General features: G+C 64.3%; 18 protein-coding genes. 7 read left to right on the plus strand and 11 right to left on the minus strand.

Annotation, left to right across the window (positions count from 1 at the left end; all coding sequences use genetic code 11):
* Positions 1 to 51 precede the first annotated feature (51 nt).
* Positions 52 to 624 (minus strand): Holliday junction branch migration protein RuvA, encoded by a 573-nt coding sequence (gene ruvA / locus AC0969_RS10550; protein WP_479624103.1) that lies wholly within the window; start codon positions 622 to 624, stop codon positions 52 to 54.
* Positions 625 to 801: 177 nt separating this feature from the next.
* Between ruvA and AC0969_RS10555 the strand changes: the two genes are divergently transcribed.
* Entirely contained in the window at positions 802 to 1,329 is a 528-nt protein-coding gene (locus tag AC0969_RS10555) for a bactofilin family protein (protein WP_479624104.1), read from the plus strand.
* Between the two features lie 2 nt (positions 1,330 to 1,331).
* Here AC0969_RS10555 and AC0969_RS10560 read toward each other — a convergent pair whose 3' ends face one another.
* From AC0969_RS10560 to AC0969_RS10575, 4 genes are read right to left on the minus strand one after another with little or no spacing between them, the layout of a single operon-like run.
* Positions 1,332 to 1,988 carry an ABC-type transport auxiliary lipoprotein family protein gene (locus tag AC0969_RS10560; RefSeq protein ID WP_479624105.1) on the minus strand — a complete coding sequence of 219 codons (657 nt, stop codon included), beginning with the start codon at positions 1,986 to 1,988 and terminating at the stop codon, positions 1,332 to 1,334.
* Between the two features lie 23 nt (positions 1,989 to 2,011).
* On the minus strand, positions 2,012 to 2,989 hold the full coding sequence (locus tag AC0969_RS10565) for an MlaD family protein (protein ID WP_479624106.1): 978 nt from the start codon (positions 2,987 to 2,989) through the stop codon (positions 2,012 to 2,014).
* Positions 2,979 to 3,791 (minus strand): ABC transporter ATP-binding protein, encoded by an 813-nt coding sequence (locus AC0969_RS10570; RefSeq protein ID WP_479624107.1) that lies wholly within the window; start codon positions 3,789 to 3,791, stop codon positions 2,979 to 2,981. The genes AC0969_RS10565 and AC0969_RS10570 overlap by 11 nt, the downstream gene beginning before the upstream one ends.
* A gap of 1 nt (position 3,792) precedes the next feature.
* On the minus strand, positions 3,793 to 4,899 hold the full coding sequence (locus AC0969_RS10575) for an MlaE family ABC transporter permease (RefSeq protein ID WP_479624108.1): 1,107 nt from the start codon (positions 4,897 to 4,899) through the stop codon (positions 3,793 to 3,795).
* Between the two features lie 163 nt (positions 4,900 to 5,062).
* On the opposite strand from AC0969_RS10575, the gene AC0969_RS10580 reads away from it, so the two are divergent.
* The 4 genes from AC0969_RS10580 to AC0969_RS10595 are packed head-to-tail and all read left to right on the plus strand — an operon-like array spanning position 5,063 to position 7,605.
* Positions 5,063 to 6,019, plus strand: a complete 957-nt coding sequence (locus tag AC0969_RS10580; RefSeq protein WP_479624109.1) for a PhoH family protein — start codon at positions 5,063 to 5,065, stop codon at positions 6,017 to 6,019.
* Between the two features lie 47 nt (positions 6,020 to 6,066).
* The gene (gene ybeY / locus AC0969_RS10585; RefSeq protein WP_479624110.1) at positions 6,067 to 6,531 is read left to right on the plus strand and encodes an rRNA maturation RNase YbeY; all 465 of its coding nucleotides are present in this window, start codon (positions 6,067 to 6,069) and stop codon (positions 6,529 to 6,531) included.
* Between the two features lie 13 nt (positions 6,532 to 6,544).
* The gene (locus AC0969_RS10590; RefSeq protein WP_479624111.1) at positions 6,545 to 7,000 is read left to right on the plus strand and encodes a FecR family protein; all 456 of its coding nucleotides are present in this window, start codon (positions 6,545 to 6,547) and stop codon (positions 6,998 to 7,000) included.
* Entirely contained in the window at positions 6,997 to 7,605 is a 609-nt protein-coding gene (locus tag AC0969_RS10595; protein WP_479624112.1) for an OmpA family protein, read from the plus strand. Before AC0969_RS10590 ends, AC0969_RS10595 begins: the two co-directional genes overlap by 4 nt.
* On the opposite strand, the gene dtd is transcribed toward AC0969_RS10595, so the two are convergent.
* Positions 7,602 to 8,039, minus strand: coding sequence for a D-aminoacyl-tRNA deacylase (gene dtd / locus AC0969_RS10600; protein ID WP_479624113.1), 438 nt, complete (start codon positions 8,037 to 8,039; stop codon positions 7,602 to 7,604). The genes AC0969_RS10595 and dtd overlap by 4 nt on opposite strands.
* A 7-nt stretch (positions 8,040 to 8,046) precedes the next feature.
* Positions 8,047 to 9,291 carry a tyrosine--tRNA ligase gene (gene tyrS / locus AC0969_RS10605; RefSeq protein ID WP_479624114.1) on the minus strand — a complete coding sequence of 415 codons (1,245 nt, stop codon included), beginning with the start codon at positions 9,289 to 9,291 and terminating at the stop codon, positions 8,047 to 8,049.
* A gap of 174 nt (positions 9,292 to 9,465) precedes the next feature.
* Here tyrS and AC0969_RS10610 point away from each other — a divergent pair, with 174 nt between their 5' ends.
* Positions 9,466 to 10,806 (plus strand): peptidoglycan DD-metalloendopeptidase family protein, encoded by a 1,341-nt coding sequence (locus AC0969_RS10610; RefSeq protein ID WP_479624115.1) that lies wholly within the window; start codon positions 9,466 to 9,468, stop codon positions 10,804 to 10,806.
* Between the two features lie 4 nt (positions 10,807 to 10,810).
* Positions 10,811 to 11,914, plus strand: a complete 1,104-nt coding sequence (locus AC0969_RS10615) for an anhydro-N-acetylmuramic acid kinase (protein ID WP_479624116.1) — start codon at positions 10,811 to 10,813, stop codon at positions 11,912 to 11,914.
* 3 nt (positions 11,915 to 11,917) lie between these two features.
* On the opposite strand, the gene mdtD is transcribed toward AC0969_RS10615, so the two are convergent.
* From mdtD to rplM, 4 genes are all read right to left on the minus strand, one after another.
* Positions 11,918 to 13,324 (minus strand): multidrug transporter subunit MdtD, encoded by a 1,407-nt coding sequence (gene mdtD / locus AC0969_RS10620; RefSeq protein WP_479624117.1) that lies wholly within the window; start codon positions 13,322 to 13,324, stop codon positions 11,918 to 11,920.
* Positions 13,325 to 13,386: 62 nt separating this feature from the next.
* Positions 13,387 to 13,752 (minus strand): iron-sulfur cluster insertion protein ErpA, encoded by a 366-nt coding sequence (erpA, locus tag AC0969_RS10625; protein ID WP_092758362.1) that lies wholly within the window; start codon positions 13,750 to 13,752, stop codon positions 13,387 to 13,389.
* Positions 13,753 to 13,907: 155 nt separating this feature from the next.
* Complete coding sequence (gene rpsI, locus AC0969_RS10630) at positions 13,908 to 14,300, minus strand: 30S ribosomal protein S9 (RefSeq protein ID WP_295960582.1); 393 nt, start codon at positions 14,298 to 14,300, stop codon at positions 13,908 to 13,910.
* Between the two features lie 12 nt (positions 14,301 to 14,312).
* Positions 14,313 to 14,744, minus strand: a complete 432-nt coding sequence (gene rplM / locus AC0969_RS10635) for a 50S ribosomal protein L13 (protein WP_092758364.1) — start codon at positions 14,742 to 14,744, stop codon at positions 14,313 to 14,315.
* Positions 14,745 to 14,803 lie beyond the last annotated feature (59 nt).

Here is a 14,803-nt window from a genome sequence, read left to right on the forward strand (position 1 = left end):
AATTGGCCTCCAGCGCAGGTACTGCCTGCACTAACAGCTATCAAATGGATACTATTTGCCTAATGCTTTCAGGGCTAGCTTGATGCCCTCGCTCACGCCCACGCCTGCGGGCAAGGCTTTCAGCGCCAGCGCCGCCTCCTTGTCGCTATAACCCAAAGCCACCAGGGCCTGCAAGATGTCCACCTGGGCATCGCTGGTGGCACCCGTTCGCAGCCCGATGTCGGCACCCAGCTTGCCCTTCAGCTCCAGCAGCAGGCGCTCGGCGGTTTTGGGGCCAATGCCCGGCACTTTGCGGATGCGCCCCACCTCTTGCAGCGTCACAGCCTGGGCCAGGTCGTCCACTCCCATGCCGGACAGCACGCTCAAGGCGGTGCGTGGGCCCACGCCGCTGATCTTGATGAGCTGGCGAAAGGCATCGCGCTCGCCCGGCGTGGCAAAGCCATACAAGATTTGCGCGTCTTCGCGCACCACAAAGTGGGTCAGCAACGTGACCTGTTCACCCAGGCCGGGCAGGTTGTAGAAGGTGCTCATCGGCACGTCCACGTCGTAGCCCACGCCGTGGCAGTCGATCAGCACCTGGGGCGGGTTTTTGGCGGCCAGCAGGCCTTGGAGTCGTCCGATCATGGGGTTCCTGGAGAGAAAACGCCATTGTCCATGAGGAGCCTATGCGGCCATTCGTGCGCAATGTGCGCGAATCCAGCCAATGGATTCGCTGCCATTTTGTTACACCCCTTGCATCCTGCGCGGATATGTAACCGGCCTCGGCCCCTACTATGGATTTCTTTCATGAAGGGAACTCCCATGGCTCTACAAGCCCCGTTTTTTGGCAAGCGTGAACCCGAAGTTTTTGGTGTGCGGCAGAACCTGGCCCAGGCCCAAACCTTGGTGCACAAACCCGCCCCCGTGGTGGCGGCAAGCGTAGACATTCCGGTCGAAACCGTGGCCACCCAGCCCCCGGCCAAAGCCAGCGGCAGCACGCTCACCGTCGGCCCCAACATCAAACTCAAGGGCGTGGAGATCACCGACTGCGACACCCTGGTGGTCGAGGGCACGGTCGAGGCGACGATGGATTCGCGCCTGATGCAGATCACCGCCGCCGGGGCCTTCAAGGGATCGGCCGAAATCGACATTGCCGAAATCCACGGGGCCTTTGACGGCGACCTGACGGTGCGCGACAAGCTGGTGATCTACGCCACCGGCAAAGTCACCGGCAAGGTGCGCTACGGCAAGCTGGTGATCGAAGAAGGCGGCCAACTGTCGGGGGAAATCGCCTTCGGCACGGCCAAGGCCATCCCCGCAAAAACCGCCTTGCAAGCCATCGCCGCCTGAGTTCAGCGCCCCGCCGTCTCCAGCCAGGCATCCAGCGCTTGCGCCAGAGCATCGGTGGCGGCGGCCAGCGCCCGCACCCCGCCGGGCGCGTCGGCACTGGGGGCCGGGCGCTGCACGCTAAAAGAGCGCTGGGCCAGTAAGGTGTCGCCCAGCGGCGTGCGCTCCACCAGCGTGGCGCGCAGCCGCAGCAGGCCGGTGCTGGCGGTGGGCGACTGGAATACCTGGGTCAATTCCTGCAACTCCAGCCGCAGCAGCCGGGGCGCGGGCCCCGCCGTACGCGCCAGCGCTGCGCTGTCGCTGGCGCTCAACACCGCCCGGCGCTGGCCCAGCGCATCGCGCAGCCGCTGGCCCACCAGTTGCGCGGGCGGCACGCTCCAGCGGGCCTGGGTGTAGGGGCGCAGTTGCTGGGCATCGGCATAGGCCAGCCGGTACAGCATGGCCGTGCCGCCATCGCTCAGCCCGGGCGCGTCCACCTCGGCCAGCGCCAGCGGCGGCAGGCTGGCCGGCGCCTCGGCCGCCGCCAGGCCGGGGCCGAAGTCGTACGGGGTGGCACGCAGGGGTTTATCGGGCAGGGCCGAGCAGGCGGTCAAGGTGATAAAAATTAAGCCAAATAGGCCTCTAGCGCATATTCCACCTGCGTATTCAGCTATATTATTCATAGCAAATCCTTGGTAAACAGTATTCAGGGTTGCGCGGCTGGGGCCACAAAGCCCGCTTCGCCCGGGCCGGGCACGGCCGCCCCGCCGCCAAAAATCAAGGACTGCGGTTGCTCGCTGATGCCGTTGACGGTGCGGCCCAGTTGCCGGGCCGCGCGGGACGCGTCTTCGGCCACCCGGTTGATGCGCGGCAAGGTGGCGCTGCCAAAGGTGTCGGCCGCGTGGGACAGCGCGCCCGTGCCGTCGGCCAGCCGGTCCACCACGCCGCCGGTTTCGTTCAGGCGGGCCGCCGTTTGGCCAATGGCGGCAAAGCTGCCGTGGGCGGTGGCGGCGGCGGTTTGCAGCGCCTGCATGGCCTGGTGGGTGTCGTCGGCCAGGGCCGGGATACGGGCCAGCGCCGGGTCGAGCCGCTGGGTGACGGTGTGCTCCAGCCGGGCGCTGAGTTGGGCCAGGCTAGTGGTGGCGCGGTCGGCGTTGACCAGCACGCCGGTGAACAGTTTTTGGTTCTCGTCGTTCAGCAGCTGGTTCAGGCGCAGCGTGGCCTGGTCCACCTGCTCCAGGATGTGCGGCACCTGCTCGGTTAGCTTGCCGAGTTGCGAGGTCTCCAGCGGCAGGCGCGGCACACCGCTGCGGCCCGGGGGCAGGCGGGTTTGCGGCTGGCCTGCATCGTCGATCTGCACAAAGGCCAGGCCGGTGATGCCCTGGTAGCTCAGGGTGGCAAAGGCGGTGGGCGACAGCGGCGTGGTGTCGTCCACGGCGATGCGGATCAGCACATTGCCCACCACGTCGGGGTCGAAGCCGATGTGGGTCACCTTGCCCACGGCCACGCCTTTGTAGCGCACGGCGGCCTGGGGCTGCAGGCCCGTCACCGGGTCACGCGAGGTGAGTTCATACGGGTGGCTGCTGCCCGCGTCGCGCGTGAGCCACACCGCCAGCGCCACCAGCAGCGCGGTCATGGCCAGCACAAACGCGCCTGCGGCCAGCGCGTGGGATTTATTTTCCATAGGGGATATCTCCTTGGGGAACGGGGGCGGCGGGCAGCGGTGCCAAAGCACGCCGCCCGCGTTCGCCCAGAAAAAAGTGTTCGATAAACGGGTGTGAAAAAGCCACCACCTCGGCGGGTGTGCCGGTAACCAGCACCTTTTTTTCGGCCAGCACGGCGACCCGGGTGCTGAGGGCAAACAGGGTGTCCAGGTCGTGCGTCACCATCACCACCGTCAGGCCCAGGCCCTGGTGCAGGGCGCGCAGCAGGGCTACAAATTCGTCCGCACCGTTGGGGTCTAGCCCGGCGGTGGGTTCGTCCAGCAGCAGCAGCGGCGGGTCCATCACCAGGGCGCGGGCCAGGGCCACGCGTTTGACCATGCCACCCGACAGATCGGCGGGCATTTTGTCGGCCTCGGCCGGGCTGAGGCCGACCATTTGCAACTTGACCAGGGCCGCGTCGCGCACCAGTGCCTCGGGCAGGGTTTTGAGTTCGCGCAGCGCAAAGGCGATGTTCTCCAGCACGGTAAAGGCCGAAAACAGCGCGCCCTGCTGGAACAGCATGCCCACCCGGCTGGCCGCACCGGCCCGGCTGAGCTGCGCGGCGGGCTGGCCCAGCACCGTGACCTGGCCCTGGGCGGGCTGTTCCAGCCCCAGCATCTGGCGCAGCAGCACGGTTTTGCCGGTGCCCGAGCCGCCCACCAGCGACACAATTTCGCCGCGCTGCACGGTCATGGCCAGGTCCTGGTGGATCACCACCCGGCTTTTGCCGCTGCCAAACGCGGTCTGCAAGCCCTGGATATCGACGATGGTGTCTGCGTCCATGCTAAACGCCCACGTTCTTGAACAGGATGGCGAACAGCGCATCGACCAAAATCACCACCGTGATCGACGCCACCACCGAAGCCGTCGTGCCCTGCCCCAGGCTCTGGGTATTGGGTTTGACGCGCAGGCCGCAGTGGCAGCCCACCAGCGCAATCAGCAGGCCAAACACCGCCGACTTGAACACCGCCAGCCCCAGATTGGCCACGCCCACCGCATCGGGCAGCGCCTGTAGGAAGAACGCGGGCGTGATGCCCAGCGCCAGGTCTGCCGCCAGCATGCCCCCGGCCAGCGCGGTCACCGAGGTCCACACGCTGATCAGCGGCATGGCGATGGCCAGCGCAATGGCCCGTGGCATCACCAGCCGGTAGCCCAGTGGAATGCCCATCACGCGCATGGCATCCAGCTCGTCGGTGACGCGCATCACGCCGATCTGCGCGGTAATGGCCGAGCCGGAGCGCCCGGCAATCAAAATCGCCGCCAGCATCGGCCCCAGTTCGCGCACCACCGACATGCCCATGATGTTAACGATATACGCCTCGGCCCCAAACTGGCGCAGCTGCTGCGACGTGAGGTAGGCCAGCACCACGCCAATCAAAAACCCCACCAGCGCGGTGATCGGCAGAGCCATCGTGCCCATTTGGTACAGATGGCCGGAAATATCCCGCCACGGCCCGGCCTGCGGGCGGCGTGCCAGGCGCAGCAGGTCCAGCGCCAACTGGCCCACCATGCGCAACAGCACCACCCCCTGCCCCAAGCCCGCCAGCACCCACACGCCCAGCGCGTCAACGCACTGCGCCCAACTGGTGCGGGCGGCCGGTGGCGCGGGGTGCGAGAACCCGGCCACCCGCTCCAGCAGGCTGCGCTGTGCGGGCAGCAGGTCGATCTGTGCCGGCCATTGGCGGCCCCAGTGGTTCCACAGCAGCTGTGCGCCCAGGTGGTCCAGCCGCTCCACACCCACCAGATCCCAGTGGGCCGTGGCGGGCGGCGCCTGCAAGGCCGCGTGCACCGCCCGCCATTGCGCGGGCACGGCCAGGTCGGCAGCCGCCCAGCGGCCCAGCAGCCGGGCGGTCGCGCCAGGGGCAATGCGGGGGGCAGAATCCAAACTCATAGTGCCGCCCATACTACCAATGCAAGCGCCGCAACCGGGTAGGACAAGGGCCTGGGATCAGGTCAGGACTTACGCAGCGCCCCCTGCGCCGCCCTTTGGGCTAGCAGGGGCCTTGCGTAAGTCCTAGGCGTTCTCAAAGCAGAGCACAGGCGACAATGTGCGCATGATTCTTCGCCACACCTTTTCACCCCCGAACAACACCCGGCTAGACCATCTGTGTGGCCCGATGGACAGCCACCTGCGCACCATTGAGGCCGCGTTGCAAATCACCATCGCCCACCGCCACGAGCAGTTCAAGATCGACGGCCCCAAGCCCAAAGCCCAGCAGGCGCTGGAGCTGTTGCAAGCCCTGTACGAGCAGGCCGCCCGCCCAATCCGCCCCGACACCGTGCAACTCATGCTGGCCACCGACACCAGCGAAGGCGTGGACAGCCAATCCCTGCAAACCCGCCGTGCCGACCTGCGCGCCCGCACGCCCAACCAGGCCACCTACCTGGAAAACATCGCCCAGCACGACATTACCTTCGGCATCGGCCCGGCAGGCACTGGCAAAACCTACCTGGCTGTGGCCTGCGCGGTGGACGCACTGGAGCGCAGCGCCGTGCAGCGCATTGTGCTGACCCGCCCGGCGGTAGAGGCTGGCGAGCGGCTGGGCTTTTTGCCCGGCGATTTGAACCAGAAGATCGACCCGTATCTGCGCCCGCTGTACGACGCGCTGTACGAGTTGATGGGGGCCGAGAAGGTGCAAAAGGCCTTTGAGCGCAACGCCCTGGAAGTGGCCCCGCTGGCCTTCATGCGCGGGCGCACGCTGAACAACGCGTTTGTGATCCTGGACGAGGCGCAAAACACCACGCCCGAGCAGATGAAGATGTTTCTGACCCGCATCGGCTTCGGCGCCAAGGCTGTGATCACCGGCGATGTAAGCCAGATCGACCTGCCCAAAACCCAACTGAGCGGCCTGATCGACGCCGAACAGGTGCTGCGCCGCACCCAGGGCATCGCCATCTGCCGCTTCACCAGCGCCGACGTGGTGCGCCACCCCCTGGTGGCCCGCATCGTGGATGCCTACGACACCCGGGGCAAATCCGATGCCCTGCCGCGCAAACGTGCTAGCTCCTAAAATAATAGCTACTTGCGCAATCAGAATATGCGCTAGAGCCCTTAAATATGCTTAAAAATCTACAGCTCTCCCTGCAATTTGGCGCTTTCGACAATCTGGCCGATGCCGCCCTGCACCGCGCCGCCCTGCCGCGCCACAGCGTCAACCGCTGGATTCGCCATGCCTTGGAGTTGGACGGCGAAATCACGGTGCGCATTGTCGATACCGCCGAAGGCCAGGCCCTGAACCGCGACTACCGCCAGAAAGACTACGCCACCAATGTGCTGACCTTCGACTACACCCAGGAGCCCGTCGTCACCGCCGACCTGGTGCTGTGCGCCCCGGTGGTGGCCCGCGAAGCGATAGAGAACGGCAAAACCCTGCAAGCCCACTACGCCCACCTGCTGGTCCACGGCACCCTGCACGCCCAGGGCTACGACCACGAAACCAGCCCCGAAGATGCCGACGCGATGGAAGCCCTGGAAACGCAAATTCTGGCCGGGCTGGGCATCGCCAATCCCTACGGCAACTAACCCTCAAAGCACCATGCGACATCTTGTAGCCACCCTCGCGCTGGTCCTGTGCTGCACCACAGGCTGGGCCCAAAGCAGCGATGCCGCCCGCGCAGGCACCCTCAAAACCGTGCAAGGCACGGTCACCGTCAGCACCGCCCAGGGCACCCGCCCGGCCCACCCCGGGGACCCCGTGGCCGAAGCCGACCGGTTGGTCACCGGCGCCGACAGCGCCGCCAGTGTGGTCATGCGCGACGGCAGCATCCTGGTGCTCGGCCCCAGCAGCCAGCTCGACATCACCAGCTTCGCCTTCAACGGCACCACCCAAAAAGGCAATATGTTCATCAGCCTGTTGCGCGGCAGCCTGCGCATGGTCACCGGCTTGGTCGGCAAGGGCCACCCCGAGGCCGTCAAGATCACCACCCCCACCTCGGTGATTGGCGTGCTGGGCACCGACTTCATCGTCCACGTGCAAGGGGGCCAGCCATGATGGGCGCGGCCATCGTCACCGTCGGAGCCTTGGTGATGGCGCTGCTGGCAGGCCGGGCCACGCCGCCCTCAGTCGATGTGGTGCTGTTGCCGCAGGCCGACGGCACGCCGTCGTCGGTGGTGGTGGTGTCGGGCCCGCACAGCCAAACCCTGGCCATGCCCTACCAGCGCGCCACCGCCACGCAAGGCCAGGCCCCCACGCTAGACAGCCTGGACCCGGCCCGCGTGCAGCAGGCCTACCCGGCCCTGTTCAGCGCCATGCCGCCTCCGCCCGCGCACTTCACCGTGTACTTTGAGCCCGGCGGCACGCGGCTCACCTCCGCATCGCTGGCCGATCTGGCCAAAATTGTGGCCGCCACCCGCCAGCGCAGCGGGGCCGACATGCTGGTCACCGGCCACACCGATGCCCAAGGCAGCGATAGCGACAACGATGCCTTGTCGCTCAAACGCGCCGAGCAGGTCCGCCAGATGCTGCTGCAAGACCCGCAGTCGGTAGCCGCAGAGTTGATCGAAGCCAGCGGCCGGGGCAAGCGCCAGTTGGCCGTGCCCACCGCCGACGGTGTGGCCGAAGCCCGCAACCGCCGGGTGGAAATAATCTTGCGTTAAAGCTGGATGGGAATGGTCACCGGGCCGTCGTTGACCAGATGCACCTGCATATCCGCCCCAAACTGCCCCGTCTGCACGGGGCTGTGGGCGCACTGGGCCTGGGCCACGAAGTAGTTGTAGAGCCGCCGCCCCTCGTCCGGCGGGGCTGCCCCGGTAAAACTGGGCCGGTTGCCGCCCGCCACATCGGCGGCCAGGGTGAACTGGCTCACCACCAGCAGGCCCCCGGCCACGTCTTGCAGGCTGAGGTTCATCTTGCCCGCCGCGTCGCTGAAGATGCGCAGCTTCAAGATTTTGGCCAGCAGCTTGTCGGCCTGCGCGTCGGTGTCGCCATGCTCGGCACACAGCAGTACCAGCAGGCCAGGGCCGATCTGGCCCACCACCTGCCCGGCGATCTCGACGCGGGCCTGGGCGACGCGCTGGAGGATGACTTTCAAGCGATCCTCACGACAAAGTAACCCGGGCGAACTTGCGCTTGCCCACCTGCACCACGTAGCTGCCCGCGCCCAGCTTCAAGCCCTTGTCGCTGACCACGCTGGAATCGACCCGCACGCCGCCACCGTCGATCAGGCGGTTGCCTTCGCCGCTGCTGGCGGCCAGTCCGGCCATTTTCAGCAACGCCCCGATACCCAAGGGCGCGCCGCTGAGGCTGATTTCGGCAATCTCGTCGGGCACGCCGCCCTTGCTGCGGTTGTTGAAATCTTGCTCGGCGGCATCGGCAGCGGCCGCACTGTGGAAGCGCGCGGTAATCTCTTTGGCCAGCGCCACCTTGGCATCCTTGGGGTTGCGGCCACCGTCGATTTCGGCCTTGAGCGCGGCAATCTCGGCCTCGGACTTGAACGACAGCAGGGTGTACCAGCGCCACATCAGCACGTCGGAAATGCTCAACACCTTGGCAAACATGCTGTTGGGCGCTTCGCTGATGCCGATGTAGTTATTTTTGGACTTGGACATTTTCTCCACGCCGTCCAGGCCCTCCAGCAGCGGCATGGTCAAAATACATTGCGGCTCCTGGCCGTATTCGGCCTGCAGGTGGCGGCCCATCAGCAGGTTGAACTTCTGGTCGGTGCCGCCCAGCTCCAGGTCGCTTTTCAAAGCCACCGAGTCATAGCCCTGCATCAGCGGGTACAAAAACTCGTGCACCGCGATGGATTGGCCGCCGTGGAAGCGGTCATGGAAGTCGTTGCGCTCCATCATGCGGGCCACGGTGTAGCGCGAGGCCAGCTGAATCATGCCGCGCGCGCCCAGCGGCTCGCTCCATTCGCTGTTGTAGCGGATCTCGGTCTTGCTAGGGTCCAGCACCAGGCTGGCCTGCTTGTAATAAGTCTCGGCGTTGACCTTGATCTGTTCGGGCGTGAGCGGCGGGCGGGTGCTGTTGCGCCCCGACGGGTCGCCGATCAGGCTGGTGAAGTCGCCAATCAAAAAGATCACCGTGTGGCCCAGGTCCTGCAACTGGCGCATTTTGTTGAGCACCACGGTGTGGCCGATGTGGATGTCGGGTGCGGTGGGGTCCAGGCCCAGCTTGATGCGCAGCGGCACGCCGGTGGCCTCGGAGCGGGCCAGCTTGCGGGTCCATTCTTCTTGCGGAATCAACTCATCGCAGCCACGCAGCGACACCGCCAAGGCCTCTTTCACGCGGTCTGTTACAGGGAATGAGCCACTATGACTGCTAGGTAAAGGTTGATTCATAAGGATTTTTCAGTGCTTTTTTCGGTTGTGGCCCACGCGGAGCATCGCTATACTCGCGAACTCGCTGTAGCCCCTGATTTTAGTGGCGCGTTGCCTGATAGGCCGCTCCCCACACTGAACCCACCGGCCGCGCCTCCTGCGCCCCAGCACCCACATTCGTTAGGACACCCTGTTTTGAACCACGGCTTTAAAACCGTCAGCGACAGTCTTTTATCCATGCTGCAACGCCACCCCAAGCGCCTCTCCGCGCTGGTGGCCGCTGTGCTGCTGGGCGGCGGAGGCGGCGCATATGCCGTCGCGTCTCTCGGCCCGGATGCCGCTGACCTCCCCATCCAAAACATCACCGAAACCGTACAGCCCCTGGCCCTGCAAGACCAGGCGGCAGCTCTCGACACCCACAGCTTCAACCTGTTCCGCACTGAAACCACCCGCTCCAGCGACACCGCCAAGTCCTTGTTGCAGCGCCTGGGTATTGACGATGCGGCCGCCGTGGCGTTTTTGCGCAGCGACACCCTGGCCAGCAAAGCCCTGTTGGGCCGTGCGGGCCGCACCGTGCATGCCGAGGCCAGCGATACCCACGCCTTGCAGAGTTTGAGCGTGCGCTGGAGCCCCGCCAATGACGGCGCGTATGAACGCTTGGTGATTGAGAAAACCGCCCAGGGTTTCCGCTCGCGCATCCAGGAAGCCGCATTGCAAAACACCAGCCGTCTGGCCGGTGGCACGATCCGCAGCTCGTTGTTTGCCGCCACTGACGCAGCCAACATCCCCGACGCTGTGGCAACCCAACTGGCCGACATCTTCGCCAGCGACATCGACTTTCACCGCGCACTGCGCAAGGGTGACCACTTCTCCGTGGTGTATGAAACCGCCGAGGCCGACGGCCAGGTGGTCCGCACGGGCCGCATCCTGAGCGCAGCGTTCACCAACAACGGCAAAACCTACCAAGCCATGTGGTTTGCCGAGCCCGGTCAAAAGGGCAATTACTACACGCTGGATGGCAAGAGCCTGCGCCGCTCGTTCCTGGCCTCGCCGGTGGAGTTTTCGCGCATCACCAGCGGCTTTAGCATGCGCATGCACCCGATCCTGAAAAACTGGCGCGCCCACCTGGGTGTGGACTACGCGGGTGCTATCGGCACGCCGGTACGCACCGTGGGCGACGGCGTGGTGGAGTTTGCCGGGGTGCAAAACGGCTACGGCAACGTCATCATCGTCAAGCACCAGAACAAAAACGAAACGCTGTACGCCCACCTGAGCAAAATCGACGTGCGCGTCGGCCAGTCCATCAGCCAAGGCGACCGGATTGGTGCCGTCGGCATGACTGGCTGGAGCACGGGGCCGCACCTGCATTTCGAGTTCCGCGTGAACGGCGTGCACCAAGACCCGCAGACCATCGCCCGCCAGAACGACAGCCAGCCGGTGTCGCCCACGGCCCAGGCCAGCTTCAACCAACTCTCCTCCGTGATGCGCCTGCAACTGACAGCCGCCACGTCGATCCAGCAAGCCAGCGCCGAGTAATCCGGTGCGCGACCTGTTCATCGGGCTGATGTCTGGCACCTCGCTGGACGGCGTGGACGGCGTGCTGGTCGATTTAACCGAAGGCCGCATGCAGGTGCTGGCCTTTGCATCGCAGCCCTTCACCACCGAAAACAAAGCCGAACTGCTGGCCCTCAACACGTCCGGAAAAGACGAACTGCACCGCGCCGCCCTGTCCGCCAATGCATTGGCCAGGCTGTACGCCCAAGTGGTGCAGCAATTGCTGCGCACCACCAACATCCGCGCCCAACAGGTCCAGGCCATCGGTGCCCACGGCCAAACGGTGCGGCACCGCCCGGGCGAGTTCGACGGCATCGGCTACACGTTACAGCTGAACAACCCGGCGCTACTGGCCGAGCTGACCGGCATCACCGTGGTGGCCGACTTCCGCAGCCGCGACGTGGCCGCTGGCGGCCAGGGCGCACCGCTGGTGCCCGCCTTCCATAGCCAGGTGTTTGGCCGCCCAGACGAAGCTGTGGCGGTGCTGAACATTGGCGGCATCTCCAACCTCAGCCTGCTGGACGGGCGCATCCTCGGCTTCGATTGCGGCCCCGGCAACGCGCTCATGGACCAATGGTGCCAATGGCACACCGGTGCGCCGTATGACGCAGACGGCGCCTGGGCCGCCAGCGGCACGGTACAAATCGCCTTGCTGGCCGCTTTGCTGGACGAGCCCTACCTGGCCAAAGCCCCGCCCAAAAGCACGGGCCGGGATCTGTTCAATCCGTCCTGGTTGACCGCCAAGCGGCAAGGCTTTGCCGGACTGGACCCCGCTGACGTGCAAGCCACATTAACCGAATTGACCGCTAGCGCAATATCCACCTGCGTTTGTAGCTATATAAATAATAGCAAGCTACTGATTGTGTGCGGTGGCGGCGCTTTGAACGGCTACCTCATGCAACGCCTGCAAGCCCTGCTCCCCAGCGTGCAAGTGCAGTCGTCTGCGGCGCACGGCCTGCCACCCTTGCAGGTGGAGGCGGTAGCGTTCGCCTGGCTGGCCCGCCAGACCCTGCTGGGCTTACCCGGCAATCTGGCCAGCGTGACCGGTGCGCGCGGCGAACGGGTGCTGGGCGCGGTGTACCCGGCCTAAGCCTCAGTGGTTGTCGGCATGGGTAGTCCCCGTGTCACGCACGTCGGGCGACAACTGCCAGAAGATCCAGGCCGAGGCTAGCGTCATCAACCCCATCGTTGCAAACGTGGCGTGGAAGGCATCCAAAGTCTGCGCCGCCCCAGCCCCCTCAAAGTAACCGGTAAAACCCGCCAGCACGGCCCCAGCTGCCGCCACACCCATGCTCATGGCCAACATCTGCACCATTGACAGCAAACTATTGCCGCTGCTGGTCAGCGGCCCGTCCAGGTCTTTCAAAGTTACGGTGTTCATGGCGGTGAACTGCATGGAATTCACCGCCCCAAAAATCGCCAATTGCAGCAGCTTCAACCACAGCGGCTGGCCCGGTGTCACCAGCGCAAAGCTGGCCATCGTGAGCCCCACCAGCGCCGTATTCAGCACCAGCACCTTGCGGTAGCCCAGCCGGGTAATGAGCCGGGTGGCCAGGGTCTTGGTGAGCATCCCCGCCAGAGCCACGGGCAGCATCATCATGCCCGCCTGGGCCGGCGAATACCCCATGCTGACCTGGAGCAGCAAGGGGATGAGAAACGGCATGCAGCTGCTGCCGATCCGCGCAAACAAATTGCCCAGCAGACCAATCGTCAACGAAGAAATATCGAACAGGCGCGGTGAAAACAAGGGCTCGGCCACACGCGTGGCATGCAACCAATACGCCACCAGACTGGCCAAACCAAACACCAGCAACACCAATACCGTGGCCTGGCGCAGCCCCAGCTCCGACAAACCATCGAGCGACAACGACAAGGCCACCATGCCAAACGACAGCATTGCATAGCCACTCAGGTCGAAACGCTTGGACGCCATCCGCAGGCCCTCGGGCATCCACACCAGCGTGGCAGCACAACCCAGCAACCCCACCGGCAGGTTGATCAGGAAAATCCAGTGCCAGGTGGCGTATTCCACCAGCCAGCCGCCGAGCGTGGGGCCGATCAGTGGACCGATCAACCCCGGCAAGGCCACAAAACTCATGGCCTTCAAAAATTGCGCGCGCGGAAAGGCCCGCAGTACCGCCAGCCGCCCCACCGGCAGCAGCAAAGCCCCGCCGACACCCTGGACGATGCGCGACAGCACCAGTTGGCTCAGGCTTTGGGAAACAGCACACAGCAACGACCCCAGCGTGAACAACACAATCGCTGACACAAACAGGCGGCGCGTGCCAAAACGGTCGGCCATCCAGCCCGAGGCCGGAATCAGCATGGCCATCGTCAGCGAATAGGCCACCACCACCGACTGCATGCGCAACGGACTTACCCCCAGGCTGGCCGCCATGGCGGGCAAGGCGGTATTGACGATGGTGGCATCCAGCGTCTGCATGAAAAACCCAATGGCCACTAGCCACAGCAGGCGCTGGTTGGATACGTCGTCTTGCATATTTCTTTGTTTCACCCACAAAAAAGCCGCCCTCGGGCGGCTTTTTTAGGTACGTTTAGCGATCAGGCTGAAAAACTGGAGCCGCAGCCGCAGGTGCTGGTGGCGTTGGGGTTCTTGATGACGAACTGGGCACCTTGCAGGTCTTCCTTGTAGTCGATCTCGGCACCCAGCAGATACTGGTAGCTCATGGCATCGATCAGCAGGGACACACCGTTTTTGGTCATGGTGGTGTCGTCTTCGTTGGTGATCTCGTCAAAGGTGAAGCCGTACTGGAAGCCGGAGCAGCCGCCACCCTGCACAAACACCCGCAACTTTAGATCTGGATTGCCTTCTTCGGCGATCAGATCGGCCACCTTGGCGGCGGCGCTGTCGGTAAAGACGATGGGGGTGGGCATTTCGGTTTGGATGTTTTCGGCAAGGGCGCTCATGGGGTACTCCGTAAAGAATCTGGGGATGCTAATGCAATTCCCGACAGCCAGCGTGGGATTAGGCGTTTGCCGGTACTGGCGGTGCGGTCTTTTCAAAAACAAAAACCGCCAAACCCGAAGGCTTGGCGGTTTTTGTGTCGCACAGAGCGAAAAGCTTAACGCTTGGAGAACTGCTTGCGACGGCGAGCACCGTGCAAACCGACCTTCTTACGCTCGACTTCGCGCGCATCACGCGTCACGAAACCGGCTTTGCTCAGCTCAGGCTTGAGCGTAGCGTCGTAGTCGATCAGGGCGCGGGTAATGCCGTGGCGGGTAGCACCTGCCTGGCCGGACTCGCCACCACCGTGTACGTTCACCATCACGTCGAAAGTCTCGGCGTGGTTGGTCAGCAGCAGGGGTTGCTTGCAAATCATGATCGAGGTAGCACGACCGAAGAACTCGGTGATGTCTTTACCGTTGACCTTGATCTGGCCGGAGCCTTTTTTCAGAAACACACGAGCGACGCTGGATTTGCGACGGCCGGTGCCATTGTTCCAATCACCAATCATCAGAAATACTCCTTAGATGTCCAGCACTTTAGGCTGTTGGGCGGTGTGTGGGTGCACAGCACCACCGTACACCTTGAGCTTCTTGATCATGGCGTAGCCGAGCGGGCCCTTGGGCAGCATGCCCTTGACGGCTTTTTCCAAAGCGCGGCCTGGGTGTTTGGCTTGCATGTCGCGGAACGAGATGGCAGAAATGCCACCTGGGTAACCGGAATGGCTGTAGTAAATTTTGTCAGTCGACTTGGCGCCGGTGACGCGCAGCTGGGCTGCGTTGATGATGACGATGAAGTCACCGGTATCGACGTGAGGCGTATAAATGGCCTTGTGTTTGCCGCGCAAACGGAGAGCAACTTCGCTGGCTACTCGTCCGAGGACCTTGTCGGTCGCGTCAATCACAAACCACTCATGCACTACGTCAGCGGGTTTTGCGCTGAAAGTTTTGGTCATGAATTTTCTCTTTGAAAGAATGGTTTGGCCAACCCAAGAGGTTGGCGTTCTAGCAGCCC

The organism is Rhodoferax sp. LB1P47 (genome assembly GCF_056521445.1).